Below are 21,393 nucleotides of genomic sequence, written 5' to 3' on the forward strand. Positions count from 1 at the left end.
TCCGGGCCTCTTGGTCTTTCCGTTCGATTTCGATGCGTCACGGTGGCAGTTGGTGGAAATCTCGGGGATAGTATAGAGAAGCCGGTTGGGAACTGATCCTGATTCCGGGCCCGGCAACCCTCGCCAACGGTATAGTCATTATGCTGCACCGTGACAATTGCGTACCCGCGTTTCATCCTGGGACCCCGTTTGGCGGCCCGGTTTCATCGATCTCCGTGCTTCTGTCCTCTCTGAAAGCTCCCGACGCATGGCCTTCCTGAACGTCAGCGCCACACTTCCCGACAAGGGTCGCGACCTCCGGCTCGACCTGTTTCGCGGTGTCGCAAACTGGGCGATCTTTCTCGACCATATCCCCGACAACGTCGTGAACTGGATCACGACCCGCAACTACGGCTTTTCCGACGCGGCCGACCTGTTCGTCTTCATCTCCGGCTACACCGCCTCCTTCGTCTATGCACGGATGATGCTGGACCGCGGCTTCATCGTCGGTGCCACCCGGCTGACCAAGCGGGTCTGGCAGCTCTATGTCGCCCACATCATCCTGTTCGTGATCTACATCGCATCAATCAGCTATCTCGCGCTGCGCTTCGGCGATTCCGAGATGATCAACGAGTTCAACGTCGCCGGCCTCGTCGACAACGCCACCGAGACGCTGCGCCAGGGCCTGTTCCTGCGCTTCAAGCCGCTCAACCTCGACGTGCTGCCGCTTTACATCGTGCTGATGGGCCTGTTTCCGCCGGTGCTGTGGTTCATGCTGCGCAAGCCCGATTTGACGATGATACTGTCGATCGTGCTGTGGCTCGCCGCGCGCCATAACGGCTGGAACCTGACCGCCTATCCGGCCGGCCAGTGGTACTTCAACCCCTATTGCTGGCAGGTGCTGTTCGTGTTCGGCGCCTGGTGCTCGATGGGGGGCGCGCGGCGCTCGGCAACGCTGATCAATTCGCCTGTTACGCTGTGGGTCTGCCTCGGTTATCTCCTGTTCGCGCTGGTCATGACCATGGCCGGCCGTTTCCCCACCTTCGGCGGCATGTTCCCGGAATGGCTGTTCTCGGCCTTCAACCCCAATGACAAGACCAACCTCGCACCGTATCGCTTCCTCCACTTCGTGGTGATCGTGATCCTGGTGATCCGCTTCGTGCCGAAGGAGTGGCCGGGGCTGGAGTGGAAGGTGTTCGACCCCTTGATCGTCTGTGGCCAGCAGTCGCTCGCCGTGTTCTGCGTCGGCGTGTTCCTGTCCTTCGTCGGTCATTTCGAGCTGTCGATGAGCTCAGGGTCGCTGCTCGCGCAGATCTTCGTCAGCGTCGCCGGCATCGCGATCATGACGACGGTGGCTTATTACATCTCGTGGTCGAAGAAGCAGGACAAGCCGCTGAAGCCGCCGCCGGCCAAGCCGGCTGCGGAGGCGAAGGCGGCCTGAGAGAGGCGGCAGTTAGGCCGCCTCTTCGCCGTCGAACTCGGTGAACTTCTTGTAGATCCAGTCTCGGCCGTCATGGCGGCGCCAGACCTTGCCGAGCACGAACTGCCCGTTGATGGAGCGGCGCGGCACGATCACCGTCCAGAGGTGCCAGATCTCGGTCCAGTTTGACTGCGGACCGATGGTCCCGATGTTGCGGTCAATAGACATGGCAGAACTCGCTGGCGCAGAACTTAGGCTGATCCGCGCGCCGCGACGAACAATCATCTGTGGTGGCACAGAATGGACAGCCCATCGCGAGCCGGGACCGACCTGATAGCAGCCAGCCAAACGGCCGCAACAGCCGCTCGCCTTTAACCTTGCCGATCAACCTTACTTCTTGGGATGGAGCGGCGCGTTTGGTTGAAAGCCCGCGCCGGTTTTTCTAGAATGCCCGTGATTTGAGGACGGGCGCGCCGTTTCGGCGCAGGGCGATTTTAAGACTGAACTTTGCAGACGATCGGACGTTTGGAAGCAAGTAGATTGCTGGGGGGACGACAATGATGAAATTGCAATGTGCGCGTCTGCGCCTCGCGTTGCGCGTGATCCCGCCCGCGCCAATCGTGAGCATGGCGTCGCAACGGCCGCCGCAAGCCGCCAACGACAATCAGATGGCCTGGCCGTACGTGCCATTTCCGCCCGGCTGGTACGCCTCGAACTGACGAGCGCGGCGGACAAAACGCAACGCCGCGCAAGCGGAATATTCATCGCTTGGCGGCGTCCGGTTAGACATTGGGCGCTGAAATCCCCAACACGGATTTGTCTATCGCGACGGGCGAAGGTTCGATGAGGCTTTGCTGATTTCCGCGCGAAGCGGAGGCCGGACGCGTAGATGCCTGGCCATTGCCGGTTGGATGCTGACCTCTAGGCCAGCGCCGCCCGGGACTGGTCGGGGCAGCTGGATTCGAACCAACGACCTGCAGTACCCAAAACTGCCGCGCTACCAGGCTGCGCTATACCCCGAATGTCCGGCGAGCCCCGTCGATACACGCTTCCCGGAGCGCCAGCAAGCTTTCCAAAGCCGCCGGCCTGGGCCGCAATCGCCCCTGCCCGTCCTATTTGCCGCCGAACAGGGGGTGGCCGACGCGATCACCGGGGCGGATGCCGTACTTCTGCGCCGTCCCCGCCACCACCTCCAGCACGGCCCGGGCGGGTCCCCGGGAGGAGATGATCTTCGTCGACAACGGCTCGGTATTCTCCGCAATGCGCAGGATGCGGCCATCGGCGCGGATGAAGATCATGTCGAGCGACACATAAGTGTTCTTCATCCACATCGAGATTTCCTGCTCGGGATTGAAGTCGAACAGCATGCCTTTGCCGTCGGCCAATTCCTTGCGGTACATCAGGCCGGTCTCCTTCTCCTCCGGGGTCGTTGCCATCTCGACCGAGAACACCTGCACGCCGTTCTTGGTGACGATCTCGAGCGGCTGGAAGCTCGCGGCGCCGGCCGGCGCGCCGGCGACGGCCCAGCCGGCGATGACGAGGATGGCGGCCAGCCAGCCCTTCAGAGCGGACCAGGCGGCCTTTCGATCAGAATTCATCGGGGCTCTCGCGGCGTGGGACTTCAATCAGTCCTTACGCGGCGACCGCCGGAAAAGGAAGAGGCGCGCCGGACTTGCAGCGCGCCTCTGCTCACAATTGCTGGAAGTCATAGCCTTAGTGCGACTGCAATCCCGGCGATCCGGTCTCGGGATGGATCTCGGCCGCCATCATGCCCTTGGAGCCGGGCCCGAAGCGGACCAGCACATACTGGCCCGGCCTCAGCTCAGTCATGCCGAAGCGGCGTAGCGTCTCCATGTGCACGAAGATGTCGGGCGTGCCCTCGCCGCAGGTCAGGAAGCCGAATCCGCGCAGCCGGTTGAACCATTTGACCTGGGCCCGTTCCAGCCCGCTGGTTGGGGTGACCGTGACATGGGTGCGCGGCGGCAGCATCTGCGCCGGGTGGATCGCGGTCGACTCGTCCATCGAAACGACGCGGAAGGCCTGGTAGCCCTTGGCGCGCTGGATGCACTCGACGACGATGCGGGCGCCCTCATAAGCCGTCTGGAAGCCATCGCGCCTAAGCACGGTAACGTGCAGGAGCACGTCCGGCCAGCCATTGTCGGGAACGATGAAGCCGTAACCTTTGGAGGCGTCGAACCATTTGATGACGCCGGTGACCTCGACGAGGTTGGCGCTGGGTTCGCCCAATCCGGTGAAGGGATTGAGCGCATTGTCGCGGCCGGCTCCGCCATGCTCGCCCGGCGTCAATCGCCCCTGCGAGGTGCCCTGTCCGGGAACTCCAAGCTTCTTGGACTCAAATCCGTCCGACGACCCCATAACCCCGGACCCCACACTGCCATGCAACCCGCCACATTGGCGGCGCTCGAATCACGCGCCTTAAGAGAATGTTCTCAATTCGACGCGACGCGAATCTTTCGACTCAAAAGATAACACTCCCGGTTGAGACGCATAGACAAAAAAGAGATTCGCCGGAACCTATGAACAGCTTGCACAGCCGCGAATCAAATTGATGCCTCAATTGCCGACAAAGGGCCCGAGAGTCTCGCCGATGTCGTGGTGGATGACGAGGTCGGCGATGTCGTCCTGCTCGGTCGGCTCGCGATTGATGATCACGAGACGTGCACCGGCGCGCTTGGCCATGATCGGAAAGCCGGCCGCCGGCCAGACCACCAGCGAGGAACCGATCGCGATGAAGAGATCGCAGGCCTGCGACAGCGCTGTCGCGCGCTGCATCTCCTCGTCCGGCATCATCTGCCCGAAGGAAATCGTGGCGGTCTTCACCGGCGCGTCGCAGGCGGTGCAGTCGGGCGCGATGCCATCGTCATCGAAACGGCGCTTCACCCAGTCGAGCGGGTAAACCTGCCCACATCCGATGCAGCGCGCATAGGTGGTATTTCCGTGAAGCTCAACCACGTGCTCCGGCGCGAAGCCGGAGGCCTGGTGCAGATTGTCGATGTTCTGGGTGATGACGGCGGGAACCTTGCCGGCGCGGTAGAGCGATGCCAGCGCCCGATGGCCGCGGCCGGGCTTCGCTGCGGCGAAGACCTCCTCCATCGCAAAGCGGCGGCGCCAGGATTCGTCCCGCGCTGACTGGCTCGCGACGAACTCGTCGAACGGGATCGGACGGTTACGCGTCCAAATTCCGCCCGGCGAGCGGAAGTCGGGAATGCCGCATTCGGTCGAGATGCCGGCACCGGTGAACGGCACGATGGTCCTGGCCTCGGCGATCATGTCGCCGAGCCGTTCGATACCGCTCTGAAGATCCGATGCGATCAACCGCGCCTCCCGAATAGTTTGGCCTGACAGCAACATGCGCAAGCGGCAAGATCGTTGACGCTCTTATCAAGCGCTAACGCAATGCGCTCGGCAATTTCTTCCGACCTTCGCATATCACAATCCTGCAATGCCTCCTCCCCATTGACGCCCCATTCGGAAGTGCCAATGGATGTGTTGACGCGACTCAACGTGATTGCGGCGGCAGTGCTTGAGTTTCGGATGTGCACATACTCAGGTGTAGAGGGGATTTGACATGACCGAAGACGAACAACGCAAAGAGCGCGAACGCGAAGAAATCGCCGCCCGTGTCGCCGCCTTCCGTGCCACGCAGGAAAAGTTCAAGCGCGAGCGCGAGGAATATTTCGTGGCGACGCTGGAGAATGCCCGCAAGGTCGAGCGGCCCTCGCTCTGGCCGTAGGCATCATCGCGTCGGCAAGGGCGAAAATGGGCGAGTAAACAAGACCTGCGAATGAAAAAAGCCCGGAGCTCCGCTCCGGGCTTTTCGCTATTCGCCGACTACCAATGACGGTAGTGGTGGTGACGGTAGTACGGCCCGCCGTAATAGGCGTACGGACCCGGTCCGTAATAGGCGGGACCGTCGTAGTAGCGGTAGCGGGGACCGTAATAGCCATAGGGCTGGGAAGCCGCGACTGCGCCCGCGGTGATCGCGCCGGCGGCGAGGCCGAACGCGAGGCCCGGGCCGATACCGCCGCGGCCACGCGCCTCAGCCGGCGCGGGCGCCGCGACCGCGGTCACACCAACCGCCGCGATGGTGGCCAGAACTGCCAGTGTCTTCTTCATGCTTGTCCTCCTTCGCGTGTCGCCGAGACAACGGCGAGCGCCTGCGATGGTTGCCGCATGGATGGAACCAGCCCGCAGGCGAGAAATGTCGATGAAGCGGGAACGAAACGGCGAGACGGGGGTTAGCCTCTCAAGTGCGGGAGCCTCCGCCATCCGGGTCGAGGCGACAGCACGAAGACCCCGTCAGCATCTCCGCGGTGCTGGCGGGGTTTTCAGTTTCATGGGAGCAGATGGCAGCAGACCATGACGGTTGCCAGCGGGGACGACAATCATGGAGGAGAGTTTGCCCTTATCCGCTTTGCTGGCCCGTATCCGCAAATTGGTTCCAAAATCCGAGGATGAACATTACGACGAGATCGTCCGCAGCTTCGGTGTCGGCACGCTGCGCCCGCCGCCGACGCCGATGAGCGACCGCGAGCTGGCGCAGGCCATCGCCGAGTTCCTCAAGGAGCAGCCGTCGAGCGAATCCGTCGCGACCCTCGGCCGCCGGCTCGACCCGACCACCCGGCTCTGAGTTTCTTCGCAGGAGTATGGAACCAGGAATGCGCGCGGACGTTGAGTCCGTTCCCTGCTGAGCGGAGAGAAAGAGATATGCCCGCCTGGCTCGAAGTCTTGCTCAACCTGTCCGGCTATGCCGGCTTCGTGGCGCTCGCCTCGCGCGGCGCCGGATCCCCGCAGGCGCGGGCCGATGACCGCCGTTGCGGCGACGAGCGTTAATTGGCGCGCGGCGTTAGTTGGCGCGCGCGGCTTGGCCTGCCGTGCGGACCAGCCGGTCGGCCTTGACCGCAACGCGCGTGTCCTCGGCCTGCGGCCGCAGCGAGAAGCTGATCACAACGAAAGCAAGGCAGAACAGCGTGCCGACGACGGCGACGCGCCGGTAGGTGTGCCGGTCGCCTTGGAAAAAGGACGGAGTTGAAAAAGGCATCATGGCAAATTGCTGCTTGGGCAAATCGTTTTCGGCAAAGGCGTTTCTTGCTTGTCTTTGCCGAACACCTACCCCAAGCCGCAGCAAGCGCAACGCGATTGGGCTTTTAACCTAACCGAATAGGGTTATCGGCATCCGCATAAGCTATCGTTAGCCAGACGCATCCGGCACCATCGCGGCGAGAGCGCGCAAGAACGCCCGGCTTTGTTCCAGCTTCGACTCCGTTTCGTTCGCGAAGAACGAATCGGAGTCGCAAGAATGCGCGGAGAGCAACTCCTAACCATCGATGAAAGCGCGCACGCTCACACCATCGACGCGGCAGGACCCTTCTTCGACGAGTGTCTTCTGCAACAAGTCTCTTCTGCAACAAGACTCTTCATCGACAAAACTTCGAGAAGACTCTTCGCCGGCAAGCAGCGCGGCGAGAGACCAAGCGCGAACCCTCGGAGCGGATCGCGCTTGCGCGTTGCCGCGTGGCGTCGACAAAGTCAGGCGGCCCGCTTCGGCTTCTCCTTCGAGAAGCATTCGAGGATCTGGATGCGCAGCTCCTCCGCCGCAGGGCCCTCGACCTTTCTGAGCTCGTTCCAGAGCCTGATCACTTCGCGCTGTTTTTCGACGGTCATGAGCAACCTCCAACGGTCCATCAAGGCGCCTCCCTAGAACAAAATGAGAACAAAAAGTCCAGCCCCGGACGTAAAATTTTGGTGGGGGCGGCGTTGAACCTTTTCGGCGCGGCAAGCACCTATGGAAGCTGGGGATTTCAGCGCCCAGTTACACGGCAGCGCCGCCTGACGAACATACTCCGTCGTGGCGGCGCTGTTGCTTTTTGCGATTTCAACTTTAGGTTAAAGCCATGGCTGTCGGCCAGGCGCTGAAATCCCAACGCCGTCAGCCAGAAAAGCCTCGCGCGAAAGCGCGGGGCTTTTTCTTGTGAAGCGGATGAGGATGGTGAGGGAACGAAGCCTCGCCCCCCGATTGCTGCGCCGGCGCGTCAATGAGCCCACCGCACCGACATCGCCGGCACGTCAGACGGCGTCCTTGGCCACCTTCAGCGGCGAGGCCTTGACCGATTTGCTGGCGGGCTTCGCCGCAAACTGCATCGGCTCCTTGGTGAAGGGATTGATGCCCATGCGGGCTTCGGTCGCCGGCTTGTTCACGACCGACATCTTCACGAAGCCGGGAATGACGAACTCGCCGGACTCGTTGAGCTCCTTGTAGCCGACCGTCGCCATGTACTCGATCACCGACTTCACGTCGTTCTTCGAAAGCTGCGTGCCCTCGGCAATTGCATCGATCAATTGGGTCTTCGTCATCTTCGCCATGGTCTGAATTCCTTTGAATGGGTGCGCGGAGCAATTCTGCTGCTGGGGACGCGGCCGGACCCGCGAGTGCGCGCTGCTGATTCATGCCAGAAGTCATGAAGCGATCGGGCTTAGACCCTATCGAGGCCAAAAACGCAAGCACGGGCTCCGCGAGGTTCCCGACTTCCCGTGCAAGACGTTGGAGGACCTGCAATTTTAGGACCCGCAATTTCTCGAACCTGGCACAGCGCCGCGGCTGCTATAAGCCAGGAAAGGTATCTGATGGGGTTCTGATGAAGGTCGCTATCGTCATCGCAGGTTTGATCGTGGTCGCCGTCGCAGCCCTCGTCGCGATCCAGCCTAGCTTCTTGAAGCCTGCGTCCTTCGCCCTCGTGAAAAAGTCCGACATGTTCGGCTTCTCGCCCGGGATGACATTCGACGAGGCCAACAAGCTCGTCGCGCGACGCCACTATCTCTGCCGGCCGAGCCGAGGTCCGTACACGCTCACATGCGACATCAACGGCGCCAAGGTCGCCGTCGACGGCGACGAGACCGATCCCAGGCATCCGATCTGGCGCGTCAATGCGACGCTGAACAATCCGGGATCGCAGGAAACCGCCGTCAAATCGATTTCCGAGCAGTTCAACGCCTCGGCCATCAAGGACCGGGAAGGCTGGATCTGGATCGTCGGCCGCGGTTTCAAGCTGAGCTATGACGGCGCCAACTTGACTCTCGTCGACGAGGCCGCCGAAGCCAGGCTGCGCAAGGAGGACGCCAAGCGCTAGATCGCATCGCGCTTCCTCGTTCGTGAAACTTGTGGCCGGCGATCCGTTGTTGACGCTTCAGTAACCTAACGCGACCAAGCTTCTGTCAGGTTGGTTGCGTTGGAGTATCCTCAAAGTGCTGGATTTTAACGAGCTGCGTGAACTCGCGGCAGATGTTCGTGTTTTTGTAGATGTCGCCGAAGACAAGGCCGAGGCGCTCAGAGCCGTGATCGCGGCCTACGATGTGGTGCTGGCGATCTTCCCCGTCAATGACGGCATGGGCCTCCACGTCATCAAGGGCAAGGGGATCCTGGACCAGATCGCGACGTCGCGCACACACGCGATGTACAGCCACACGGCGATCGCGGTTCCGGATCTCGCCCACGCCGAAGCGCTCAAGTTCCTGACGGCGCCGGTCGAACAGCGGATTGCGGCCTGAGCATCGTTCAGCCGCTCCGCTCGCGTAGAGCGGCGCGGCGGAATTGTCGTGGTCGCTTCAGCGGCTTTGTCTGGGCGTGCGGGCTGTTCGCCGCTTCCGTCGCAGACCGATGCGCGTGCCCGGAAGATTGATGCCAAGCTCGATCGCACGCGACCTGATCGATGCAATGGGACGCTTGAGCTTCACGATCATCAGCGTGAGGCTCTTTCCCGTTTCGCACATGGATCGAAGCAGCCGGTCGTCGTCTTCCGACCAGCGTTCGTGGTTATAGGTGCGGGCAGCCATCGACGTTTGCCTCTGAGGCCAATGAGGCGGGACCTTAAGCGGGAGAATGTCAAAGGACCCAGCTTCACCTTTTTCTGAGCGCGGCGGCTGGGTGTCAGTTGAGGGGCGGCTTGTTACGCTGCCGCCTGACGCAGAGATAGTTTTTCGGCGTCGATTTTCAACCGACTTACGGATTTGTAATGGCCCGGCGCGAGCGCCTCCCCACTCCAGCGAAGCTGGCGCATGTTCTTTTGAACTTTCTTGCCGCTCGCGCGTCTTACAGTTGAAGCGTCCCTAAGCTTCACCTCGACAGAGAACCCCGCTCCTGAAAGGGCGGGGTTTTCGCTTTTGGCGCTGCATCAGCTTGCCCGGGATTTCAAGCGCTCTTTGCCGTTGACCCGGCGGCCGTCCGGCCGCACTTTTTGCGACGGGCAGGGTTTTGAGGAGCCGTGATGCCGAAAACCCTTGTGGAATTCAGAGCGCAGAACCTTCGTTTGCTCGAGCGGCTTTGTCCCGACGACCCGCGATACATCGCGGCCTGGCTGAAGCAGTTCGACGAGCAGAACGGGATCACACCAAGAACTGGTCCGAAGTCCGGCAAGAGCCGTGCGGCTGCCTCGCCGCGAAGCAGGACCGCTTCGCCCGGGCGTGCGAGGTCAGCGCCCTCCTCCGTCTCACCCCGCTAGTCCGGGGCGACGACAACGCGCGTGCTTATGGCTTGCATGCGCGCGCGTGTCACGACCGAGCGACTGCACGCGTCAGGCGGCGCGGCGCTTCTTTCGCGCACCTGCCGGCTTCGCCTTCGGCTTTTCGGCGCCGACTTTCGAGACGCGCGCGACTGCGGCAAGCGAGGCGGAAAGAACCTCGCGCTGGGCTTCGAGCCAATGCCTCTCGGCGTGGCCGTCCGCCCCACCGCTCTCCATCCAAATCTGGTATGCGCGCTCGCGGATCGCTTGTTCCAGGTCTGACATCGATGTCCCTCCAATTCGGAGCGGCATCCTGGGCGCGGTCGGTTAACAAGCTCTCAAGCGACCAACGTTCCCCGAGCCGGAACATCGCAACGAGCCTGCGGGCCCTGACGTCTTCGCGAAACGCGGACGTCATCGCACGTCGGCAATGATCGCAGCGACGCGGCGGGAATGATGATCGACGATCACGAGGGACTTCCCCGCGATCAGGTACTGATCTCCCCAGAACCCGTTGAGGATCTGCGTCACCTCCGGCGGCAGGTCCGCCGTCTCGGTCTGCCGCGGGACCGAGGTGCCGATCATCATCTCGAAATTCGGCCGATCCATTGCGGGGCTTTGCGATGTCGAAAGGACTGAGCGCAGCTGCTCGCGTTGTTGCGCGGTGAGGTTTGCCGGCTGGCTACTCTCCTTGATCTGGCGAGCGCGAGCGCCGCTCGAATCCTCATTTGCAGCGGGATCTTGTTTGGCAGCGGTGCTGACTGCGTCGCGTTGTGTTGGAACTCCCGTGCCGACCGTGGTCGCAGGCGCGCTGTTGTCCGCGCCGGTCGAGGGGCGTCCAACGTAGTCGGTCACGCCGAACATTTGGGGAGCCGCAAACCACAGCCCGAAGCCCACAAAGAGGATTGCAGCGGCCGCCGATCCCCACATCATCAGCTTGCGTGTGCCTTCTCGCTCTTCGTCCCGAGGAAGATCCTTGACCATCGTGAGATGCCTCCAGTTGCTTCGGGCCAACCCGGGCCTTGCTTCTCCGTTCCTACAGCTTCAGCGACGGCTCTGAATGGAGCACGTCCTTGAAATTGGAACGTTGCGTCCGCACCGGCGTACCGACAGCAACCGCAATTGCGCAACGGCCGGCTGAAGGGCGGTGAGTCAATCGCCCGCCTCGCGCCGCGAACGCTCGCGCTCGAACCAAGTCAGGCAGAAGCAATGCAGAGCAACTCGGAAACCAGGCTGCAGTCGATCCCGGCGGATGCCTCGGCCGAACGCAGGCCACACCCTGCCGGTCCGCACGCCACGCCGGAGCTGACCGACACGGAGAAGACACCCGGTTGCGGCGTGTTGCCTGAACCGGATGATCCGAACATCAGTCCCACGGGCTAGTCGGCACGACGCTCTGCGGCCACGTCGATCCGGCGACGGAGTGCGCATGGCTGCAGCCCAACTTGCATCGACGGCTCCGCCCGACGTCAGCAGCAGAGACCGCAGCGCCAGTCACGGAATGTCCGCGGCCTTGCGGTTGTCCCCGATCGAAACCGGCTTGTTCAGGAAATACTCGCGGTTGCCCGTCGCCGCTTCCGCGTATTGGTCGATGGCGACGATGATGGCCTGGACGTGGGCATAGCACCACCCTTCCCGCGTCGCTCTGCGGCGAACGTCCTCGAGCGCGGTCAGGAAGGGCGACAGGTCTCGCTCGTCATCGAACCACCGCCTGCTCACCACGTCCTCCCGCCGAGCACCCTGCCCTTGGTCTGGCGCGGCTCTGCCGCCTTCAGCGCGTCGCGTTCGGTGCACAGGCTCTCGACCTTCGCCTCCATCCGCGACAGCAGCGCTTGCGCCGAAGCCGTGCCGATCCCCGCCCGTTGCAGCTGGAGGATCTCCTTCCGCTGCCTGCCCATCTGGATGCGCATCCGTTCGATCTCCCGCCTGAGATAGTCCAGGTCCGGCATTGTTCCGCCTCGCGAATTCTAGAGAGGGCCCATGAGAACAAAAACGGAACGAAGAGTCGAGTCCGACGTTCTACGGAAAGCGGAATAGGAGATGTGCGATGGCTGATAACACTCAAAAGGACCCGAAGGACTGGGTTTCCGGCGACGATCCGATGACCGGAGCCCAGGAATCCTATCTCAAGACCCTCGCCGAGCAGGCGCACGAGAGCCCGCCCGCGGACGAGCTGACCAAGGCCGAGGCCTCCGAGCTGATCGACAAGATGCGGCAAAAGGCTGGGCTGGACGAGTGAGCCGTCCGGTTGCGGGAACCCGGCTCGATGCGTATGCAAACGAAATTGGGAATCGAGAATGCCTTATTTCGTTTGTGCCCGCGATGGAGCGGGCCAGATCATCCTGAAGCGAGACACAAAGGAAGCGGCCGAGAAGAAAGCCGCCGAGCTCCGCGACATGGGCTATTTCGAAGTCGAGATCGTCGCGAAGGATGACCAGGAGACGGCGTGAGGGATCATGCGTCCCTCAACACCCTAAAGGCGCTGAGAATGACGAAAGCACCGAAACCATAGGTCAGCGCATTCACGACCCAGGCAATGCCGATGCCGAGCAGGTTCGATCCTCCGACCGCTCCCCGGAAAAAATACGCTGCGCTGATGCCCGGCCACTCCAGCCAAAGCAACGCGAAGTCGGTCAGCGGCTCTAGGACGAGGAGCACCGTCGAGACGAGCGCCCCCACGGCCAATGCGATGACGAGATATGTCCTCAGCCAGGGCATCAAAGACCCAGCAGGCCAGCGATAACAGGAATGAGGAAAAAGGCGGCGATCCCGAGTAGCCCGCCCACGACAAAGCGTGCCGCGCGGCCGTGAATCTTCGTATCGAGCCACGCACAGATGGCCACCGCAGCCTGTCTCAGCCAGCTACCCACCAGGGTTCTGACGAGATCGAACAGGAGTTCTGCAACGAGTGCGGCCATGGCGTTTGGTCGGCGCCAGCTCTGGCGGGGTTCACGAGCAGTCATCGCGGTGGCTGATCGGCCGAACGCGAGCCGATAGGCGATGACACAGCACGCTTACCGCGCCGCGCTCCCGCGGGCGCCTTGCACTCGTCATTCAATTGAATTACCTTGGACGTATCGCTTCGGAGAAAGTAAAGAAAGTAACATGGCCGCAAATGCCCTTGTTCAGACCCGCATCGACGCCGAAGTCCGTGATCGCGCCTCGGCCGTCCTTGAGGAGATGGGGCTAACGGTGTCGGACGCGGTCCGCATCCTGCTCACCCGGACTGCCAATGAGGGCGCGCTACCGCTCGAGCTCCTCACGAACGGCAAGGCTCATGACGCCTGGTTTCGCGCGAAGGTTCTGGAGGCGCTGAACGATACCCGGCCCGATACCTCCGACGAACAGGCTGAAGCGCATTTCGCAAAGCGGCGGGCGGCGGCTCGGCGCAGGGCGGATGAACCAAAGTCGTGAAGCTCGTCTGGTCCGCGTTCGCGCTGTCGGACCGCGACGGCATCTTCACCCACATCGTCGCTGAAAATCCTCGGGCAGCCATAGCGCTCGACGAGAGGATCGCTGCCGCTGCGCATCGACTTGTCGAGTTTCCCGAAAGTGGGCGCCTGGCCGTGTCGCCGGCACACGCGAGCTCGTCATTGTCGGCACTCCCTACGTCGCGGCCTATACCGTAACGGAAAGCTCGATCCGGATATTGCGCGTCCTGCACGGCGCCCAGAAGTGGCCCGATGAGCTTCCCTAAGATTGAGGCTGCGGAAAGCTGTCAGGGCTCCATGAACTGACAGCGCGTAGGATGGAGCGAAACCCATCGAGCGCCTCGTTACGAAACATGATGGGTTTCGCAAGTGCTCTACCCATCCCACGAGCTAATCCAAGTTGCCTTGGGCCTCCTGATCTGCATTCATCAACTTGCATTGGTCTCTCAACGCAAACCGGTGGCTTGAATGAAAACCGCACTTGTCTTCGGCGCATCCGGCTTCATCGGCTCGCATTTGCTGCGCGATCTCTTGGACAGTCCGGACTATTCGCGGGTTGTGGCGGTGGCCCGCAAGCCGCTGGCGGTGAGCGATGCGAAGCTCACGGTGCTGATCGGCGATCTCGCTTCCCTGCCCGCACTTAAATCCCAATTGGTTGCGGACGAGATCTTCATCGCGCTGGGGACGACGCGCAAGCACACGCCTGACGAGGCCGAGTACTACAAGATCGATCATGATTATCCGGTGTTGGCAGCCGAGATTGCCAGGGCGAATGGCGCGCGGTCGGTGTTTCTGGTCACAGCCGTTGGCGCCAACGCCGCTTCCAGCGTGTTCTATCTCAGGACCAAGGGCGAAGTTGAACGGGACATTCTCTCGCTCGATTTCGAGCACACGCATATTTTCCGCCCCTCAATGATCCTCGGCGCGCGCGACGAGGATCGCCCGCGTGAACGCCTCATCGCCGCGATATGGGGCGTGCTCAATCCGCTGCTCCTCGGTCCCGCCGACCGGTATCGCGGGCTCACCGGCAACGACATCGCGCACGCCATCGCCCAAGCCGCGCGGGGCATCAAACCGGGAAGGTGCGCATCTATCATTGGAAAGAGATGGCGGAGCTGCTTCGAACGTGATGCAGATCAAGCCCAACCGGCGCGCTTTGCGCCGCAATATTCAACGCGGTCAGTGGATTCACAACGCTGCTCGGCTGCTGGCGCACGCAGTCAGCTAGGTGTTGGACTGAAGACAGTCTCAGGCGCCGTATGGATCCTTCGTAGCCAGCTGATGCCTGGATTTGGGATTCTCCACCTGCGATCAGTTCGATGTATGGGGCCCACCGCCAATGAAGCCCTCTCAGGAGGGCTTCTATTTTGGTTGCAGCTTTGGAATACTACACCCTTCCATTTGATTCATTTGTAGGTTGAACATGAACGCGCACGAGATGCCTCCAGAGGAAAATCCCGACGCACTTGAAGTTCTACAAGAACCAAGGTATCGCCGCTTGTTCACTGTCGTAAACAGTGGAGCATTCCTGGCGATAATCTCTGCCGCAATAGCCGCAGGAGGTTGGTATCTCAAATCTTATAAGGAATGCACGTTGTCAGCCACTACGCTGACAGACGGGATCGTTGATAAGGCCAACAAGATTGTGACCCAACTTACTCGTCTCAAGGTTCTTTCTCACGAGTACGACGATGTCGAAAAAATATACGCCGATGCCAGTCTACGACCTCTATTCAAAACGCAAGGCGCGCGAAAGCCGCAGCCAGCCGGACGTCTATAAATACGATCATATCCCATACGGCCTGAAAATTCAGATCAAACATATTTGGGACGATGCAATCGGTGTGCCCTACCATACACGCGGACGCCGTGGCGACGATCAGATTTTTCAATGCTATTACGGTATCGCTCAGGTCCTACGCCGCGAATTCAGCGTCATGGACACTGACCCCGAACGTCGATCGGTTTTCGAAGAGTGACTCATATCAAGACGTTCGGGATTGGTTTGAACGTGAAACCGATACAGATCGTCTTCTCGATGCGGTCGAGCTCTCCTTTCGTCTTATCGACGGCCATACGCGTAAATTCGAATACCTTAATCGGCAGAGGTCGGACCAGATCGCCACCGAGGCTATCGAAGAACTCAATATCCGCTTTAAGGAGCACGGCGTCGGCTATCAATTTGTCAATCGTCAGATCATTCGGATGGACTCTGAGTTTGTCCATGCCGAGGCAGTGGTCCCCTCGCTGGCCGTTCTGCGAGGAGCGGAATTCAGAAACGCGCAGGATGAATTTCTCAGTGCCTTCGATCATTACCGGCATGGAAAATATGAAGAAGCTTTGGTTGACTGTGCAAAGTCCTTCGAGAGCACGATGAAGGTCATCTGTCATAAGCGCGGATGGCCCTTTGACCCCAATCGCTCCACCGCGTCCGAGCTTGTTCGGACCTGTCTTGATAATGGTTTGATCCCCTCATATTGGGAGAACCATTTCACCGGCGTGAGAAACATCCTTTCATCGGGCATTCCCACCGCTCGCAACCGTCAAGGGGGCCATGGGGCGGGAACACTGCCGGATAATGAACCGCCCGAGGAGTTGGTGTCCTACGTGCTGCACATGACTGCTTCAACTATTCTCTTCCTCAGCGAGGCTGAAAAGAAATTGCCTTAGTAGCGGCGCCCTTACTTCGGACCCTGACCGAGCAAGCAGGCTAATGCCCTCCGTGGAAGATCGCTGCAATCGCCAACCCGATACGAACGATGAAATACCAAGGGCCTCGCTCGCGACCGCTGGGCGGCCGCGCCGAGGGCATTACCTCGACTTCCTCGATAATGGTGATCTTGCGGGTACGTTTCATCAGGGCACACCTTTTGGTAGCGAGAACCGATGTCTCGCGGGATTGACAGGGCGCCTGGGGGGAGCGAGAACCTCAGTTGTTCAGGCGGAGAGTCCTTCGGGATCTCCACCCCAGGCGTCAGGCGATTCACCTCGCCTGGCGCCATTTTAATGTTTTCGGATTCGGTACGAAGCCGGGCCTATACGGATGCCGGTCACGTCCCGGTGAGACAGCGCAAACTCACGGCCAACCAATATCACTGGGTTCGCGTGCGCGCGTAGCTGCGTCTGAGTTATCCGGGATATTCGTCCTGTCCACAGCTAAGGGAATGCGGTGGTTTTCCCCACTCATTCTCGACCACTCTCTTGACAGTTACCGAACGCCCCGCCTTCGGCGCCATGCCTCCCCCCGCCCGAGGGCTCAAGAGGGGTGCGGCCACAGTCAGGGGCTCGACTAACTACCGCCTCCAAACTCCGCAATAGCGCCATCAAAACAAAGCGAGTTTTACCCGCACGTCAGCGGCACGTATGGCAGTGCCCCCGCTGCATTTTCCTGCTATTTCCTACCCCCGCCGTCCCGGCCCAACACAAAACCCTCCGTCCGTTCCAGGGAGCAACAACCATGCGATACCTCCACACTATGCTGCGCGTGCGCAATCTCGATGTCGCGCTGAAGTTTTACCAGGATGCGCTGGGCTTGAAGGAGGTGCGGCGGATCGAGAACGACAAGGGGCGGTTCACGCTGGTGTTCCTGTGCTCGGCGGACGATCTCGAGGCACTGAAGAAACAGCCGCCGACGCGCGGGGCGCCGCTGGTCGAGCTCACCTACAATTGGGACGAGGAGAAGTATGGCGAGGATCGCTTCTTCGGCCATCTCGCCTACGAGGTCGACGACATCTACGCCACCTGCGAGAAGCTGATGAAGGCGGGCGTCACCATCAACCGTCCGCCGCGCGACGGCAACATGGCCTTTGTCCGCTCGCCGGACCTGCACTCGATCGAGCTGCTGCAGAAGGGCGATCCGAAGCCGCCGCAGGAGCCGTGGGCGTCGATGCCGAACACCGGCCACTGGTAACGGCGCCGGCCGGAACAAGGCCCCTCGCCCGGCGTTCTCCTTTCACGAAACCGATTTGGAGGAGGATGCGATGGCGAGAGGGCTGTTGCTTTGGATGCTTGGCGTGCCGATCCCGGTGATCATTCTGTTGTGGCTGTTCTTCGGCCGCTGAGCGTCGGTTTGAACTTTGCAAGGAAAGCTCCGCCGCGTGCGGAGCTTTTTGCATGACGGACGCGATGCAATCGCGCATCGCTCCGCGCGCCGAATTCCGCTATCACTCGCAGCGAGGTGGATCTGTAGCCCGGATGGAGCGCAAGCGTAATCCGGGACTGTCAGCCCTGGATTGCGCTTCGCTCCATCCAGGCTACGACACCGAACAATGCCGCGGGAGACGCTTCATGGCCGATACCAAGCTGACGATCTGGGGCCGCGCCAATTCGGTCAACGTGCAGAAGGTGCTGTGGTGCTGCACCGAGCTTGGCCTGGCTTACGAGCGCATCGATGCCGGCATGCAATACGGCAAGACGCGCGAGGCCGAATATCTGGCGATGAATCCGAACGCGCGGATTCCGACGCTGGTCGAGGGCGACTTCGTGCTGTGGGAATCCAATTCGATCATGCGCTACCTCTGCATGGCGCATGGCCGCGGCACGCCGATCTATCCCGAGGCGCCGAAGCAGCGCGCCTCGGTCGACCGCTGGCTCGACTGGACGCTGGCGACGGTGCAGCCGGTCGACCGCCCGGTATTCTGGGGCATCGTGCGCACCGCGCCCGCCGAGCGCGATATGATCCAGGTGCAGCGCGATGCCGATGCTGCCGCCGAGGTCTGGGCCATCGCCGACCGCCTGCTCGCCACGCGCCGCTTCATCGAGGGCGATGCGTTCACGCTCGCCGACATCGCGGTCGGATCCTATGCGCGGCGCTGGCTCGGGGTCGAAGGCATCAGCCGGCCGGCCCAGCCGCACCTGACGCGCTGGCTCGCCGAGCTCGGCAAGCGGCCCGGATTTGCGCAATTCGTCGCACCGCCGATGTCGTGAACCCCTCGCGCGCCTTAAGCTGCGGCGATCGCGCGGGGAATCCTCGTTCCGGCGCGCTTCCCGCGGCGTCACCGCCGCGCTTGACGGCTACTGTGCATGGGGTTGTTTTCGCGGTTTTGTTTCAGGCTTTAGCGCCAGCCGCGCTCGACCAGCAGCACGACGACGATCAGCACCAGAGTCACGGCAGCCGTGGCGAGCCGCGCGGTCCAGCTGAGGCCGCGGCCGACCCACCACAGCAGCGCGCAATACATCAGCACGGGAACGATGATGTCGAGCCGCACCAGATCCGCGGGCATGGGCTTCAGCGCCGGATGCCAGCGTCGACGCTGGTCGAGCCACCGAGCTTGACGCAGGTCCCGGTGCCCTCGGCCATCACGAAGCCCCGGCCGTAGGCGGCGCAGGCGCCTGCCCTCACCTTGCCGGCCGTGCTGCCGTTCAGCGGCAGCACCTTGCCCGCCTGTGGCGGCTCGGCAGGCGGCAGGCGCAGGCTCTCAGCCGCAGTCGCGGACGTGGCCAGCAAGGAGAGCAGGATGAGGAGCTGCGTGCGCATCGCCGCCTTGTAGCCCGGACCGGACCCGCGCGCCATCGGACCGTCCGCAGCTAGAGGAACTTGACGCCGGCCGACTTGCCGCGGCGCCAGACCACTTGGCAGCTCCGCCCGGTGCGCGCATCGCGTGCGAAGGCCATCCGGATCACGCCGGGAAGCTGGCTCGCGTCCTCGTCGAGGGTGATCCTGGCGCCCGAATCCGAGATGTCCTGAACCAGGCAGTGCCGCGCGGCAAAGCCGCCGTCCAGCGTGATCCAGGCGTGCTGCGACAGCAGCTTGCGGGCTGCGCGCTTCTTCGGCGGTGGCATCGGCAAAATCTCCCCGTCCAGCGCTACGTAGGGAACGCTAACAAACCGTTGAAATCGCCTCCGAATGATCCCGCGCCCCGGGGCTATCCACCGGGCCGGAAAGACCGTTCCCGAACGGCTTGCCCGGGAGCGCAAAGGCCACTATACGTTCGCCCGCTGCAAGCCGCCGGGCCCTGTTCGGCCGGCCAGCGGCCGTGCCGGGAAAACGGCAGGGCCCTGCGTTTGCTCCCTTCGTCTATCGGTTAGGACGCCACCCTTTCACGGTGGAGAGAGCGGTTCGATTCCGCTAGGGAGCGCCAGCAAAATCAATCACTCAAAGATCCACTCTGCCGCCGTGTCCAACGTGTGGCCAATAAACCCGTGCGAACACCCATGGACGTGGGGCTCGATCGCCGCCCCGCTTCGCGAGCGTGAACCGGCGGGCCATCGTGCTTACCGCCTGAGCCCGGGGCGGTGCGTCATCAGCCGCGGCCGGTCGCGCCTCCTGTGCAACCTGCGGTCGCCGCGAGGCAAGCCGCCGGCATCGCTCATTTATTTTTGTCGAAGCAGCCAGCGGCTACCCTGTTGCCGATTGAGTAGCAATCAGGAGGATTGGGCTTTGTGACCACGTGCTGGGGCGTTTCAACTCGTGGGCTCGACCACCCCCAAAGCACAGCAAGCAGGGCCAGACCCCCGAGGATCGCGAGTGCAACCATTTCAGGCGTGACGAGAGCGGGGCGCCGACAGAGCCCCTGGGGTGCAATCTGCTTCAACGAACACAACTCTGAACTGTAATAATCTAAACTGTAATAAAAATATCATATGTTAATTCCGGTTCCATTGCAAATGGCAGTTGTTCCACGCAGAAATGCCTGAAACGAACGGCCCGCCAGCGTGAACCGGCGGGCCCTGCTCAATGGTGCTTCATTGGTCGCGCTCCGCCAGGATGCGGTTGATCTCGGCCGTCACGATCAGCTGGTGCTCAGGCGTGAGCTGGGCATACCTCGCGAAAGGGCTCGCTCAGCCCTCTGGTGCCCTCGGCGTTCGTCGATCATCCTCTTGAGGCCCCTTAGATCGCCGTCGAGTATCCAGTCGACGTTGATCCCGTGCTTCCGGCAGTAGTCGCACAGCTCGGCGCCGACCTTCGGAGCTCGTTCCAATCCCCATTCGATCGCGAGCCACAACAGGCGCCGGTTGTTGTTCTGCGCTGACGACGCGCCGTCGGCGTCGAGCCGCCCCCAACGGTGTCCGGAGGCGTAGCCGCCGACGCTTGGCGGCGTTGCGGCGCCGCGTGATGCCAGCGCGGGTGATGGGCTTCTCCTTTGCCACTGCGCGCGGATCTTCCTGAGCTTCGTTTGTGCCTTGTCGATGTCTATTTTTACGGAGGTGGACGGCCATGGACCTATTCTCATCTCTTTCACGGTGGAGTGAGCGGTTCGATTCCGCTAGGGAGCGCCAGAGGCGCAAGCCGCCGCGGCAGCATGAACCTCCTCGCCCCTCGTCTCCGACCAATGTCAGGTCGAAACCGGTCGAGGCCCATGCCGCAGCTCAAAGCCGACATTGCAGACGCATCGCAGATGCCGGCGCTTCCCACATGGCTGCGCCACCCGCGCCAGCATGCGCCGGACCGGCGCGCCAAGATGCTGGCGCACATGGCCCACCTCCAATCACTGCCCGAGCGCCAAGCGGCGTTGACGCCGCCCTCGCCGGAGCGGTCAGGCCAGGCCGTCGCTGACATTCTCGGCGATGCCTTCGGCTACATCGTGCTGTTCGGTGTCATCGCCCTGCTCTTCCATTCGCGCGTTCCGCTCTACCTCGGTGCCTTTCTCTTCCTGACCGATGGCGAGCGCATCGAAAGCGCGCTGGCAAGCATCGGTATCCGCCTCGAGCCCGAAATGATCGGCCAAGACCTCGTCAAGCGCTTTGTATTCTGGTTCGGATGGTTCGCGTTGCTCGGCCCCCTGAATGCCTCGGTTCCCGCCTGGCTCGCGTCTTGGCTGCCTCCGACCCAGTCATGGTCTTCCCTGGCCGGCATTGCCATTCTGCTCGCCCTCGTCGAAGCATTGACCGGGCTCGCGCTGCGGCGCGCATTGCCGCGCCTGCGATGGGAGATCCGTCCGAACGGACTGATATGGACGATGATCCAGTTCGCCTTTGCCGCATTGGCTATCCTGGTGCTGTTCGGACCTCGCTAGCCGTCGCTTATGCCGCGCTTCCCGCTGCTCTGCCGACCCGCGCCATTTACCGAAAATTCACCCCAGCTATTAGGCAGCAGTATCATTTGCTT

At 62.0% G+C, this 21,393-nt stretch carries 36 protein-coding genes, 2 tRNA genes and 1 pseudogene; 18 read left to right on the forward strand and 21 right to left on the reverse strand.

All coding sequences use genetic code 11. The annotated features are described in order from the left end of the window. Window positions 1–247 precede the first annotated feature (247 nt). The gene (locus tag I6F20_RS06375; RefSeq protein ID WP_225125479.1) at window positions 248–1,420 is read left to right on the forward strand and encodes an OpgC domain-containing protein; all 1,173 of its coding nucleotides are present in this window, start codon (window positions 248–250) and stop codon (window positions 1,418–1,420) included. A 12-nt stretch (window positions 1,421–1,432) separates the two neighbouring features. On the opposite strand, the gene I6F20_RS06380 is transcribed toward I6F20_RS06375, so the two are convergent. The 5 genes from I6F20_RS06380 to I6F20_RS06400 form a co-directional block, all read right to left on the reverse strand. Continuing rightward, the gene (locus tag I6F20_RS06380; RefSeq protein WP_036027955.1) at window positions 1,433–1,627 is read right to left on the reverse strand and encodes a hypothetical protein; all 195 of its coding nucleotides are present in this window, start codon (window positions 1,625–1,627) and stop codon (window positions 1,433–1,435) included. Window positions 1,628–2,342: 715 nt separating this feature from the next. Further along, window positions 2,343–2,419, reverse strand: a tRNA-Pro gene (locus I6F20_RS06385). A gap of 92 nt (window positions 2,420–2,511) precedes the next feature. After that, complete coding sequence (locus I6F20_RS06390) at window positions 2,512–2,997, reverse strand: DUF192 domain-containing protein (RefSeq protein WP_035999663.1); 486 nt, start codon at window positions 2,995–2,997, stop codon at window positions 2,512–2,514. 115 nt (window positions 2,998–3,112) lie between these two features. Next, window positions 3,113–3,775 carry a cold-shock protein gene (locus I6F20_RS06395; RefSeq protein ID WP_225125480.1) on the reverse strand — a complete coding sequence of 221 codons (663 nt, stop codon included), beginning with the start codon at window positions 3,773–3,775 and terminating at the stop codon, window positions 3,113–3,115. Between the two features lie 198 nt (window positions 3,776–3,973). Then, window positions 3,974–4,735: an SIR2 family NAD-dependent protein deacylase gene (locus tag I6F20_RS06400; protein WP_225125481.1), complete on the reverse strand. Its 762-nt coding sequence runs from the start codon at window positions 4,733–4,735 to the stop codon at window positions 3,974–3,976. A gap of 253 nt (window positions 4,736–4,988) precedes the next feature. Here I6F20_RS06400 and I6F20_RS06405 point away from each other — a divergent pair, with 253 nt between their 5' ends. After that, window positions 4,989–5,153: a hypothetical protein gene (locus I6F20_RS06405; RefSeq protein ID WP_167361660.1), complete on the forward strand. Its 165-nt coding sequence runs from the start codon at window positions 4,989–4,991 to the stop codon at window positions 5,151–5,153. 98 nt (window positions 5,154–5,251) lie between these two features. Here I6F20_RS06405 and I6F20_RS06410 read toward each other — a convergent pair whose 3' ends face one another. Continuing rightward, entirely contained in the window at window positions 5,252–5,536 is a 285-nt protein-coding gene (locus tag I6F20_RS06410) for a hypothetical protein (RefSeq protein WP_036045604.1), read from the reverse strand. A gap of 283 nt (window positions 5,537–5,819) precedes the next feature. On the opposite strand from I6F20_RS06410, the gene I6F20_RS06415 reads away from it, so the two are divergent. Both I6F20_RS06415 and I6F20_RS37915 read left to right on the forward strand, forming a co-directional pair. After that, complete coding sequence (locus I6F20_RS06415) at window positions 5,820–6,050, forward strand: hypothetical protein (RefSeq protein WP_036022988.1); 231 nt, start codon at window positions 5,820–5,822, stop codon at window positions 6,048–6,050. A 77-nt stretch (window positions 6,051–6,127) separates the two neighbouring features. Further along, complete coding sequence (locus I6F20_RS37915) at window positions 6,128–6,253, forward strand: hypothetical protein (protein ID WP_035999737.1); 126 nt, start codon at window positions 6,128–6,130, stop codon at window positions 6,251–6,253. Between the two features lie 13 nt (window positions 6,254–6,266). On the opposite strand, the gene I6F20_RS06420 is transcribed toward I6F20_RS37915, so the two are convergent. The 3 genes from I6F20_RS06420 to I6F20_RS06425 form a co-directional block, all read right to left on the reverse strand. Further along, entirely contained in the window at window positions 6,267–6,464 is a 198-nt protein-coding gene (locus I6F20_RS06420; RefSeq protein WP_035999739.1) for a hypothetical protein, read from the reverse strand. A gap of 485 nt (window positions 6,465–6,949) precedes the next feature. Next, window positions 6,950–7,084, reverse strand: a complete 135-nt coding sequence (locus tag I6F20_RS37920; protein WP_260347228.1) for a hypothetical protein — start codon at window positions 7,082–7,084, stop codon at window positions 6,950–6,952. Between the two features lie 402 nt (window positions 7,085–7,486). Further along, window positions 7,487–7,783 (reverse strand): HU family DNA-binding protein, encoded by a 297-nt coding sequence (locus I6F20_RS06425; protein WP_008558895.1) that lies wholly within the window; start codon window positions 7,781–7,783, stop codon window positions 7,487–7,489. A 272-nt stretch (window positions 7,784–8,055) separates the two neighbouring features. Between I6F20_RS06425 and I6F20_RS06430 the strand changes: the two genes are divergently transcribed. Next, the gene (locus tag I6F20_RS06430; RefSeq protein ID WP_225125483.1) at window positions 8,056–8,547 is read left to right on the forward strand and encodes a hypothetical protein; all 492 of its coding nucleotides are present in this window, start codon (window positions 8,056–8,058) and stop codon (window positions 8,545–8,547) included. Window positions 8,548–8,662: 115 nt separating this feature from the next. Continuing rightward, window positions 8,663–8,965, forward strand: coding sequence for a hypothetical protein (locus I6F20_RS06435; protein ID WP_225125485.1), 303 nt, complete (start codon window positions 8,663–8,665; stop codon window positions 8,963–8,965). 57 nt (window positions 8,966–9,022) lie between these two features. Here the strand turns inward: I6F20_RS06435 and I6F20_RS06440 are convergent, their stop codons facing one another. The 3 genes from I6F20_RS06440 to I6F20_RS06450 form a co-directional block, all read right to left on the reverse strand. Then, window positions 9,023–9,250 (reverse strand): hypothetical protein, encoded by a 228-nt coding sequence (locus I6F20_RS06440; protein ID WP_035999684.1) that lies wholly within the window; start codon window positions 9,248–9,250, stop codon window positions 9,023–9,025. A gap of 737 nt (window positions 9,251–9,987) precedes the next feature. Further along, complete coding sequence (locus I6F20_RS06445; protein ID WP_225125486.1) at window positions 9,988–10,200, reverse strand: DUF2934 domain-containing protein; 213 nt, start codon at window positions 10,198–10,200, stop codon at window positions 9,988–9,990. 129 nt (window positions 10,201–10,329) lie between these two features. Next, complete coding sequence (locus tag I6F20_RS06450) at window positions 10,330–10,899, reverse strand: DUF1236 domain-containing protein (protein WP_225125488.1); 570 nt, start codon at window positions 10,897–10,899, stop codon at window positions 10,330–10,332. 138 nt (window positions 10,900–11,037) lie between these two features. Between I6F20_RS06450 and I6F20_RS06455 the strand changes: the two genes are divergently transcribed. After that, a complete protein-coding gene (locus I6F20_RS06455) occupies window positions 11,038–11,298 on the forward strand; it encodes a hypothetical protein (protein ID WP_036022977.1) in 261 nt (86 codons plus the stop codon). A gap of 111 nt (window positions 11,299–11,409) precedes the next feature. Here I6F20_RS06455 and I6F20_RS06460 read toward each other — a convergent pair whose 3' ends face one another. Both I6F20_RS06460 and I6F20_RS06465 read right to left on the reverse strand, forming a co-directional pair. Then, on the reverse strand, window positions 11,410–11,634 hold the full coding sequence (locus I6F20_RS06460; RefSeq protein WP_085974320.1) for a hypothetical protein: 225 nt from the start codon (window positions 11,632–11,634) through the stop codon (window positions 11,410–11,412). Then, window positions 11,631–11,864, reverse strand: coding sequence for a hypothetical protein (locus I6F20_RS06465; protein ID WP_225125489.1), 234 nt, complete (start codon window positions 11,862–11,864; stop codon window positions 11,631–11,633). Before I6F20_RS06465 ends, I6F20_RS06460 begins: the two co-directional genes overlap by 4 nt. A gap of 98 nt (window positions 11,865–11,962) precedes the next feature. Between I6F20_RS06465 and I6F20_RS06470 the strand changes: the two genes are divergently transcribed. Next, entirely contained in the window at window positions 11,963–12,154 is a 192-nt protein-coding gene (locus I6F20_RS06470; RefSeq protein WP_225125490.1) for a DUF3072 domain-containing protein, read from the forward strand. 58 nt (window positions 12,155–12,212) lie between these two features. Next, window positions 12,213–12,365: a hypothetical protein gene (locus I6F20_RS06475; protein ID WP_225125491.1), complete on the forward strand. Its 153-nt coding sequence runs from the start codon at window positions 12,213–12,215 to the stop codon at window positions 12,363–12,365. Between the two features lie 4 nt (window positions 12,366–12,369). On the opposite strand, the gene I6F20_RS06480 is transcribed toward I6F20_RS06475, so the two are convergent. Together I6F20_RS06480 and I6F20_RS06485 are read right to left on the reverse strand one after the other, a co-directional pair. Further along, window positions 12,370–12,633, reverse strand: coding sequence for a hypothetical protein (locus I6F20_RS06480; protein ID WP_225125492.1), 264 nt, complete (start codon window positions 12,631–12,633; stop codon window positions 12,370–12,372). Then, window positions 12,633–12,833 (reverse strand): hypothetical protein, encoded by a 201-nt coding sequence (locus I6F20_RS06485; RefSeq protein WP_036033381.1) that lies wholly within the window; start codon window positions 12,831–12,833, stop codon window positions 12,633–12,635. Before I6F20_RS06485 ends, I6F20_RS06480 begins: the two co-directional genes overlap by 1 nt. A 187-nt stretch (window positions 12,834–13,020) precedes the next feature. Between I6F20_RS06485 and I6F20_RS06490 the strand changes: the two genes are divergently transcribed. The 5 genes and pseudogenes from I6F20_RS06490 (at window position 13,021) to I6F20_RS06510 (ending at window position 16,016) form a co-directional block, all read left to right on the forward strand. After that, on the forward strand, window positions 13,021–13,329 hold the full coding sequence (locus I6F20_RS06490; RefSeq protein WP_225113584.1) for a type II toxin-antitoxin system RelB/DinJ family antitoxin: 309 nt from the start codon (window positions 13,021–13,023) through the stop codon (window positions 13,327–13,329). Further along, window positions 13,326–13,612 (forward strand): annotated as a pseudogene (locus tag I6F20_RS06495) (type II toxin-antitoxin system RelE/ParE family toxin). The gene I6F20_RS06490 and the pseudogene I6F20_RS06495 overlap by 4 nt, the downstream one beginning before the upstream one ends. 202 nt (window positions 13,613–13,814) lie before the next feature. Beyond that, a complete protein-coding gene (locus I6F20_RS06500; protein ID WP_225125493.1) occupies window positions 13,815–14,762 on the forward strand; it encodes an NAD-dependent epimerase/dehydratase family protein in 948 nt (315 codons plus the stop codon). A 275-nt stretch (window positions 14,763–15,037) separates the two neighbouring features. After that, entirely contained in the window at window positions 15,038–15,325 is a 288-nt protein-coding gene (locus I6F20_RS06505; protein ID WP_225125494.1) for a hypothetical protein, read from the forward strand. After that, entirely contained in the window at window positions 15,216–16,016 is an 801-nt protein-coding gene (locus tag I6F20_RS06510; protein WP_225125495.1) for an abortive infection family protein, read from the forward strand. The genes I6F20_RS06505 and I6F20_RS06510 overlap by 110 nt, the downstream gene beginning before the upstream one ends. Before the next feature lie 40 nt (window positions 16,017–16,056). On the opposite strand, the gene I6F20_RS06515 is transcribed toward I6F20_RS06510, so the two are convergent. Then, window positions 16,057–16,203: a hypothetical protein gene (locus I6F20_RS06515; RefSeq protein ID WP_225125497.1), complete on the reverse strand. Its 147-nt coding sequence runs from the start codon at window positions 16,201–16,203 to the stop codon at window positions 16,057–16,059. A gap of 600 nt (window positions 16,204–16,803) precedes the next feature. Between I6F20_RS06515 and I6F20_RS06520 the strand changes: the two genes are divergently transcribed. Both I6F20_RS06520 and I6F20_RS06525 read left to right on the forward strand, forming a co-directional pair. Next, complete coding sequence (locus I6F20_RS06520; protein WP_225113580.1) at window positions 16,804–17,256, forward strand: VOC family protein; 453 nt, start codon at window positions 16,804–16,806, stop codon at window positions 17,254–17,256. Window positions 17,257–17,633: 377 nt separating this feature from the next. Further along, window positions 17,634–18,272, forward strand: a complete 639-nt coding sequence (locus I6F20_RS06525) for a glutathione S-transferase family protein (protein ID WP_225125498.1) — start codon at window positions 17,634–17,636, stop codon at window positions 18,270–18,272. A 128-nt stretch (window positions 18,273–18,400) separates the two neighbouring features. Here I6F20_RS06525 and I6F20_RS06530 read toward each other — a convergent pair whose 3' ends face one another. The 3 genes from I6F20_RS06530 to I6F20_RS06540 are packed head-to-tail and all read right to left on the reverse strand — an operon-like array spanning window position 18,401 to window position 19,127. Beyond that, complete coding sequence (locus tag I6F20_RS06530) at window positions 18,401–18,568, reverse strand: hypothetical protein (RefSeq protein ID WP_036022969.1); 168 nt, start codon at window positions 18,566–18,568, stop codon at window positions 18,401–18,403. A 5-nt stretch (window positions 18,569–18,573) separates the two neighbouring features. Next, on the reverse strand, window positions 18,574–18,822 hold the full coding sequence (locus I6F20_RS06535) for a hypothetical protein (RefSeq protein WP_225126000.1): 249 nt from the start codon (window positions 18,820–18,822) through the stop codon (window positions 18,574–18,576). A gap of 50 nt (window positions 18,823–18,872) precedes the next feature. Next, complete coding sequence (locus tag I6F20_RS06540; RefSeq protein WP_057029117.1) at window positions 18,873–19,127, reverse strand: PilZ domain-containing protein; 255 nt, start codon at window positions 19,125–19,127, stop codon at window positions 18,873–18,875. 224 nt (window positions 19,128–19,351) lie between these two features. Here I6F20_RS06540 and I6F20_RS06545 point away from each other — a divergent pair. Then, window positions 19,352–19,426, forward strand: a tRNA-Glu gene (locus I6F20_RS06545). A 651-nt stretch (window positions 19,427–20,077) separates the two neighbouring features. Here I6F20_RS06545 and I6F20_RS06550 read toward each other — a convergent pair. Beyond that, window positions 20,078–20,527: a hypothetical protein gene (locus I6F20_RS06550; protein WP_225125499.1), complete on the reverse strand. Its 450-nt coding sequence runs from the start codon at window positions 20,525–20,527 to the stop codon at window positions 20,078–20,080. A gap of 117 nt (window positions 20,528–20,644) precedes the next feature. Between I6F20_RS06550 and I6F20_RS06555 the strand changes: the two genes are divergently transcribed. Further along, window positions 20,645–21,301: a hypothetical protein gene (locus I6F20_RS06555; RefSeq protein WP_225125500.1), complete on the forward strand. Its 657-nt coding sequence runs from the start codon at window positions 20,645–20,647 to the stop codon at window positions 21,299–21,301. Window positions 21,302–21,393: the final 92 nt, after the last annotated feature.

This window comes from Bradyrhizobium sp. IC3123, from assembly GCF_020193625.1.
GTDB lineage: Bacteria > Pseudomonadota > Alphaproteobacteria > Rhizobiales > Xanthobacteraceae > Bradyrhizobium > Bradyrhizobium yuanmingense.

Coding starts and splice junctions, on each gene's coding strand:
- I6F20_RS06375 (WP_225125479.1), top strand. CDS start 248: ATGGCCTTCCTGAACGTCAGCGCCACACTTCCCGACAAGGGTCGCGAC.
- I6F20_RS06380 (WP_036027955.1), bottom strand. CDS start 1,627: ATGTCTATTGACCGCAACATCGGGACCATCGGTCCGCAGTCAAACTGG.
- I6F20_RS06390 (WP_035999663.1), bottom strand. CDS start 2,997: ATGAATTCTGATCGAAAGGCCGCCTGGTCCGCTCTGAAGGGCTGGCTG.
- I6F20_RS06395 (WP_225125480.1), bottom strand. CDS start 3,775: ATGGGGTCGTCGGACGGATTTGAGTCCAAGAAGCTTGGAGTTCCCGGA.
- I6F20_RS06405 (WP_167361660.1), top strand. CDS start 4,989: ATGACCGAAGACGAACAACGCAAAGAGCGCGAACGCGAAGAAATCGCC.
- I6F20_RS06410 (WP_036045604.1), bottom strand. CDS start 5,536: ATGAAGAAGACACTGGCAGTTCTGGCCACCATCGCGGCGGTTGGTGTG.
- I6F20_RS37915 (WP_035999737.1), top strand. CDS start 6,128: ATGCCCGCCTGGCTCGAAGTCTTGCTCAACCTGTCCGGCTATGCCGGC.
- I6F20_RS06420 (WP_035999739.1), bottom strand. CDS start 6,464: ATGATGCCTTTTTCAACTCCGTCCTTTTTCCAAGGCGACCGGCACACC.
- I6F20_RS37920 (WP_260347228.1), bottom strand. CDS start 7,084: ATGACCGTCGAAAAACAGCGCGAAGTGATCAGGCTCTGGAACGAGCTC.
- I6F20_RS06425 (WP_008558895.1), bottom strand. CDS start 7,783: ATGGCGAAGATGACGAAGACCCAATTGATCGATGCAATTGCCGAGGGC.
- I6F20_RS06430 (WP_225125483.1), top strand. CDS start 8,056: ATGAAGGTCGCTATCGTCATCGCAGGTTTGATCGTGGTCGCCGTCGCA.
- I6F20_RS06440 (WP_035999684.1), bottom strand. CDS start 9,250: ATGGCTGCCCGCACCTATAACCACGAACGCTGGTCGGAAGACGACGAC.
- I6F20_RS06445 (WP_225125486.1), bottom strand. CDS start 10,200: ATGTCAGACCTGGAACAAGCGATCCGCGAGCGCGCATACCAGATTTGG.
- I6F20_RS06450 (WP_225125488.1), bottom strand. CDS start 10,899: ATGGTCAAGGATCTTCCTCGGGACGAAGAGCGAGAAGGCACACGCAAG.
- I6F20_RS06465 (WP_225125489.1), bottom strand. CDS start 11,864: ATGCCGGACCTGGACTATCTCAGGCGGGAGATCGAACGGATGCGCATC.
- I6F20_RS06470 (WP_225125490.1), top strand. CDS start 11,963: ATGGCTGATAACACTCAAAAGGACCCGAAGGACTGGGTTTCCGGCGAC.
- I6F20_RS06475 (WP_225125491.1), top strand. CDS start 12,213: ATGCCTTATTTCGTTTGTGCCCGCGATGGAGCGGGCCAGATCATCCTG.
- I6F20_RS06480 (WP_225125492.1), bottom strand. CDS start 12,633: ATGCCCTGGCTGAGGACATATCTCGTCATCGCATTGGCCGTGGGGGCG.
- I6F20_RS06485 (WP_036033381.1), bottom strand. CDS start 12,833: ATGGCCGCACTCGTTGCAGAACTCCTGTTCGATCTCGTCAGAACCCTG.
- I6F20_RS06490 (WP_225113584.1), top strand. CDS start 13,021: ATGGCCGCAAATGCCCTTGTTCAGACCCGCATCGACGCCGAAGTCCGT.
- I6F20_RS06500 (WP_225125493.1), top strand. CDS start 13,815: ATGAAAACCGCACTTGTCTTCGGCGCATCCGGCTTCATCGGCTCGCAT.
- I6F20_RS06505 (WP_225125494.1), top strand. CDS start 15,038: ATGTCGAAAAAATATACGCCGATGCCAGTCTACGACCTCTATTCAAAA.
- I6F20_RS06515 (WP_225125497.1), bottom strand. CDS start 16,203: ATGAAACGTACCCGCAAGATCACCATTATCGAGGAAGTCGAGGTAATG.
- I6F20_RS06520 (WP_225113580.1), top strand. CDS start 16,804: ATGCGATACCTCCACACTATGCTGCGCGTGCGCAATCTCGATGTCGCG.
- I6F20_RS06525 (WP_225125498.1), top strand. CDS start 17,634: ATGGCCGATACCAAGCTGACGATCTGGGGCCGCGCCAATTCGGTCAAC.
- I6F20_RS06530 (WP_036022969.1), bottom strand. CDS start 18,568: ATGCCCGCGGATCTGGTGCGGCTCGACATCATCGTTCCCGTGCTGATG.
- I6F20_RS06535 (WP_225126000.1), bottom strand. CDS start 18,822: ATGCGCACGCAGCTCCTCATCCTGCTCTCCTTGCTGGCCACGTCCGCG.
- I6F20_RS06540 (WP_057029117.1), bottom strand. CDS start 19,127: ATGCCACCGCCGAAGAAGCGCGCAGCCCGCAAGCTGCTGTCGCAGCAC.
- I6F20_RS06555 (WP_225125500.1), top strand. CDS start 20,645: ATGCCGCAGCTCAAAGCCGACATTGCAGACGCATCGCAGATGCCGGCG.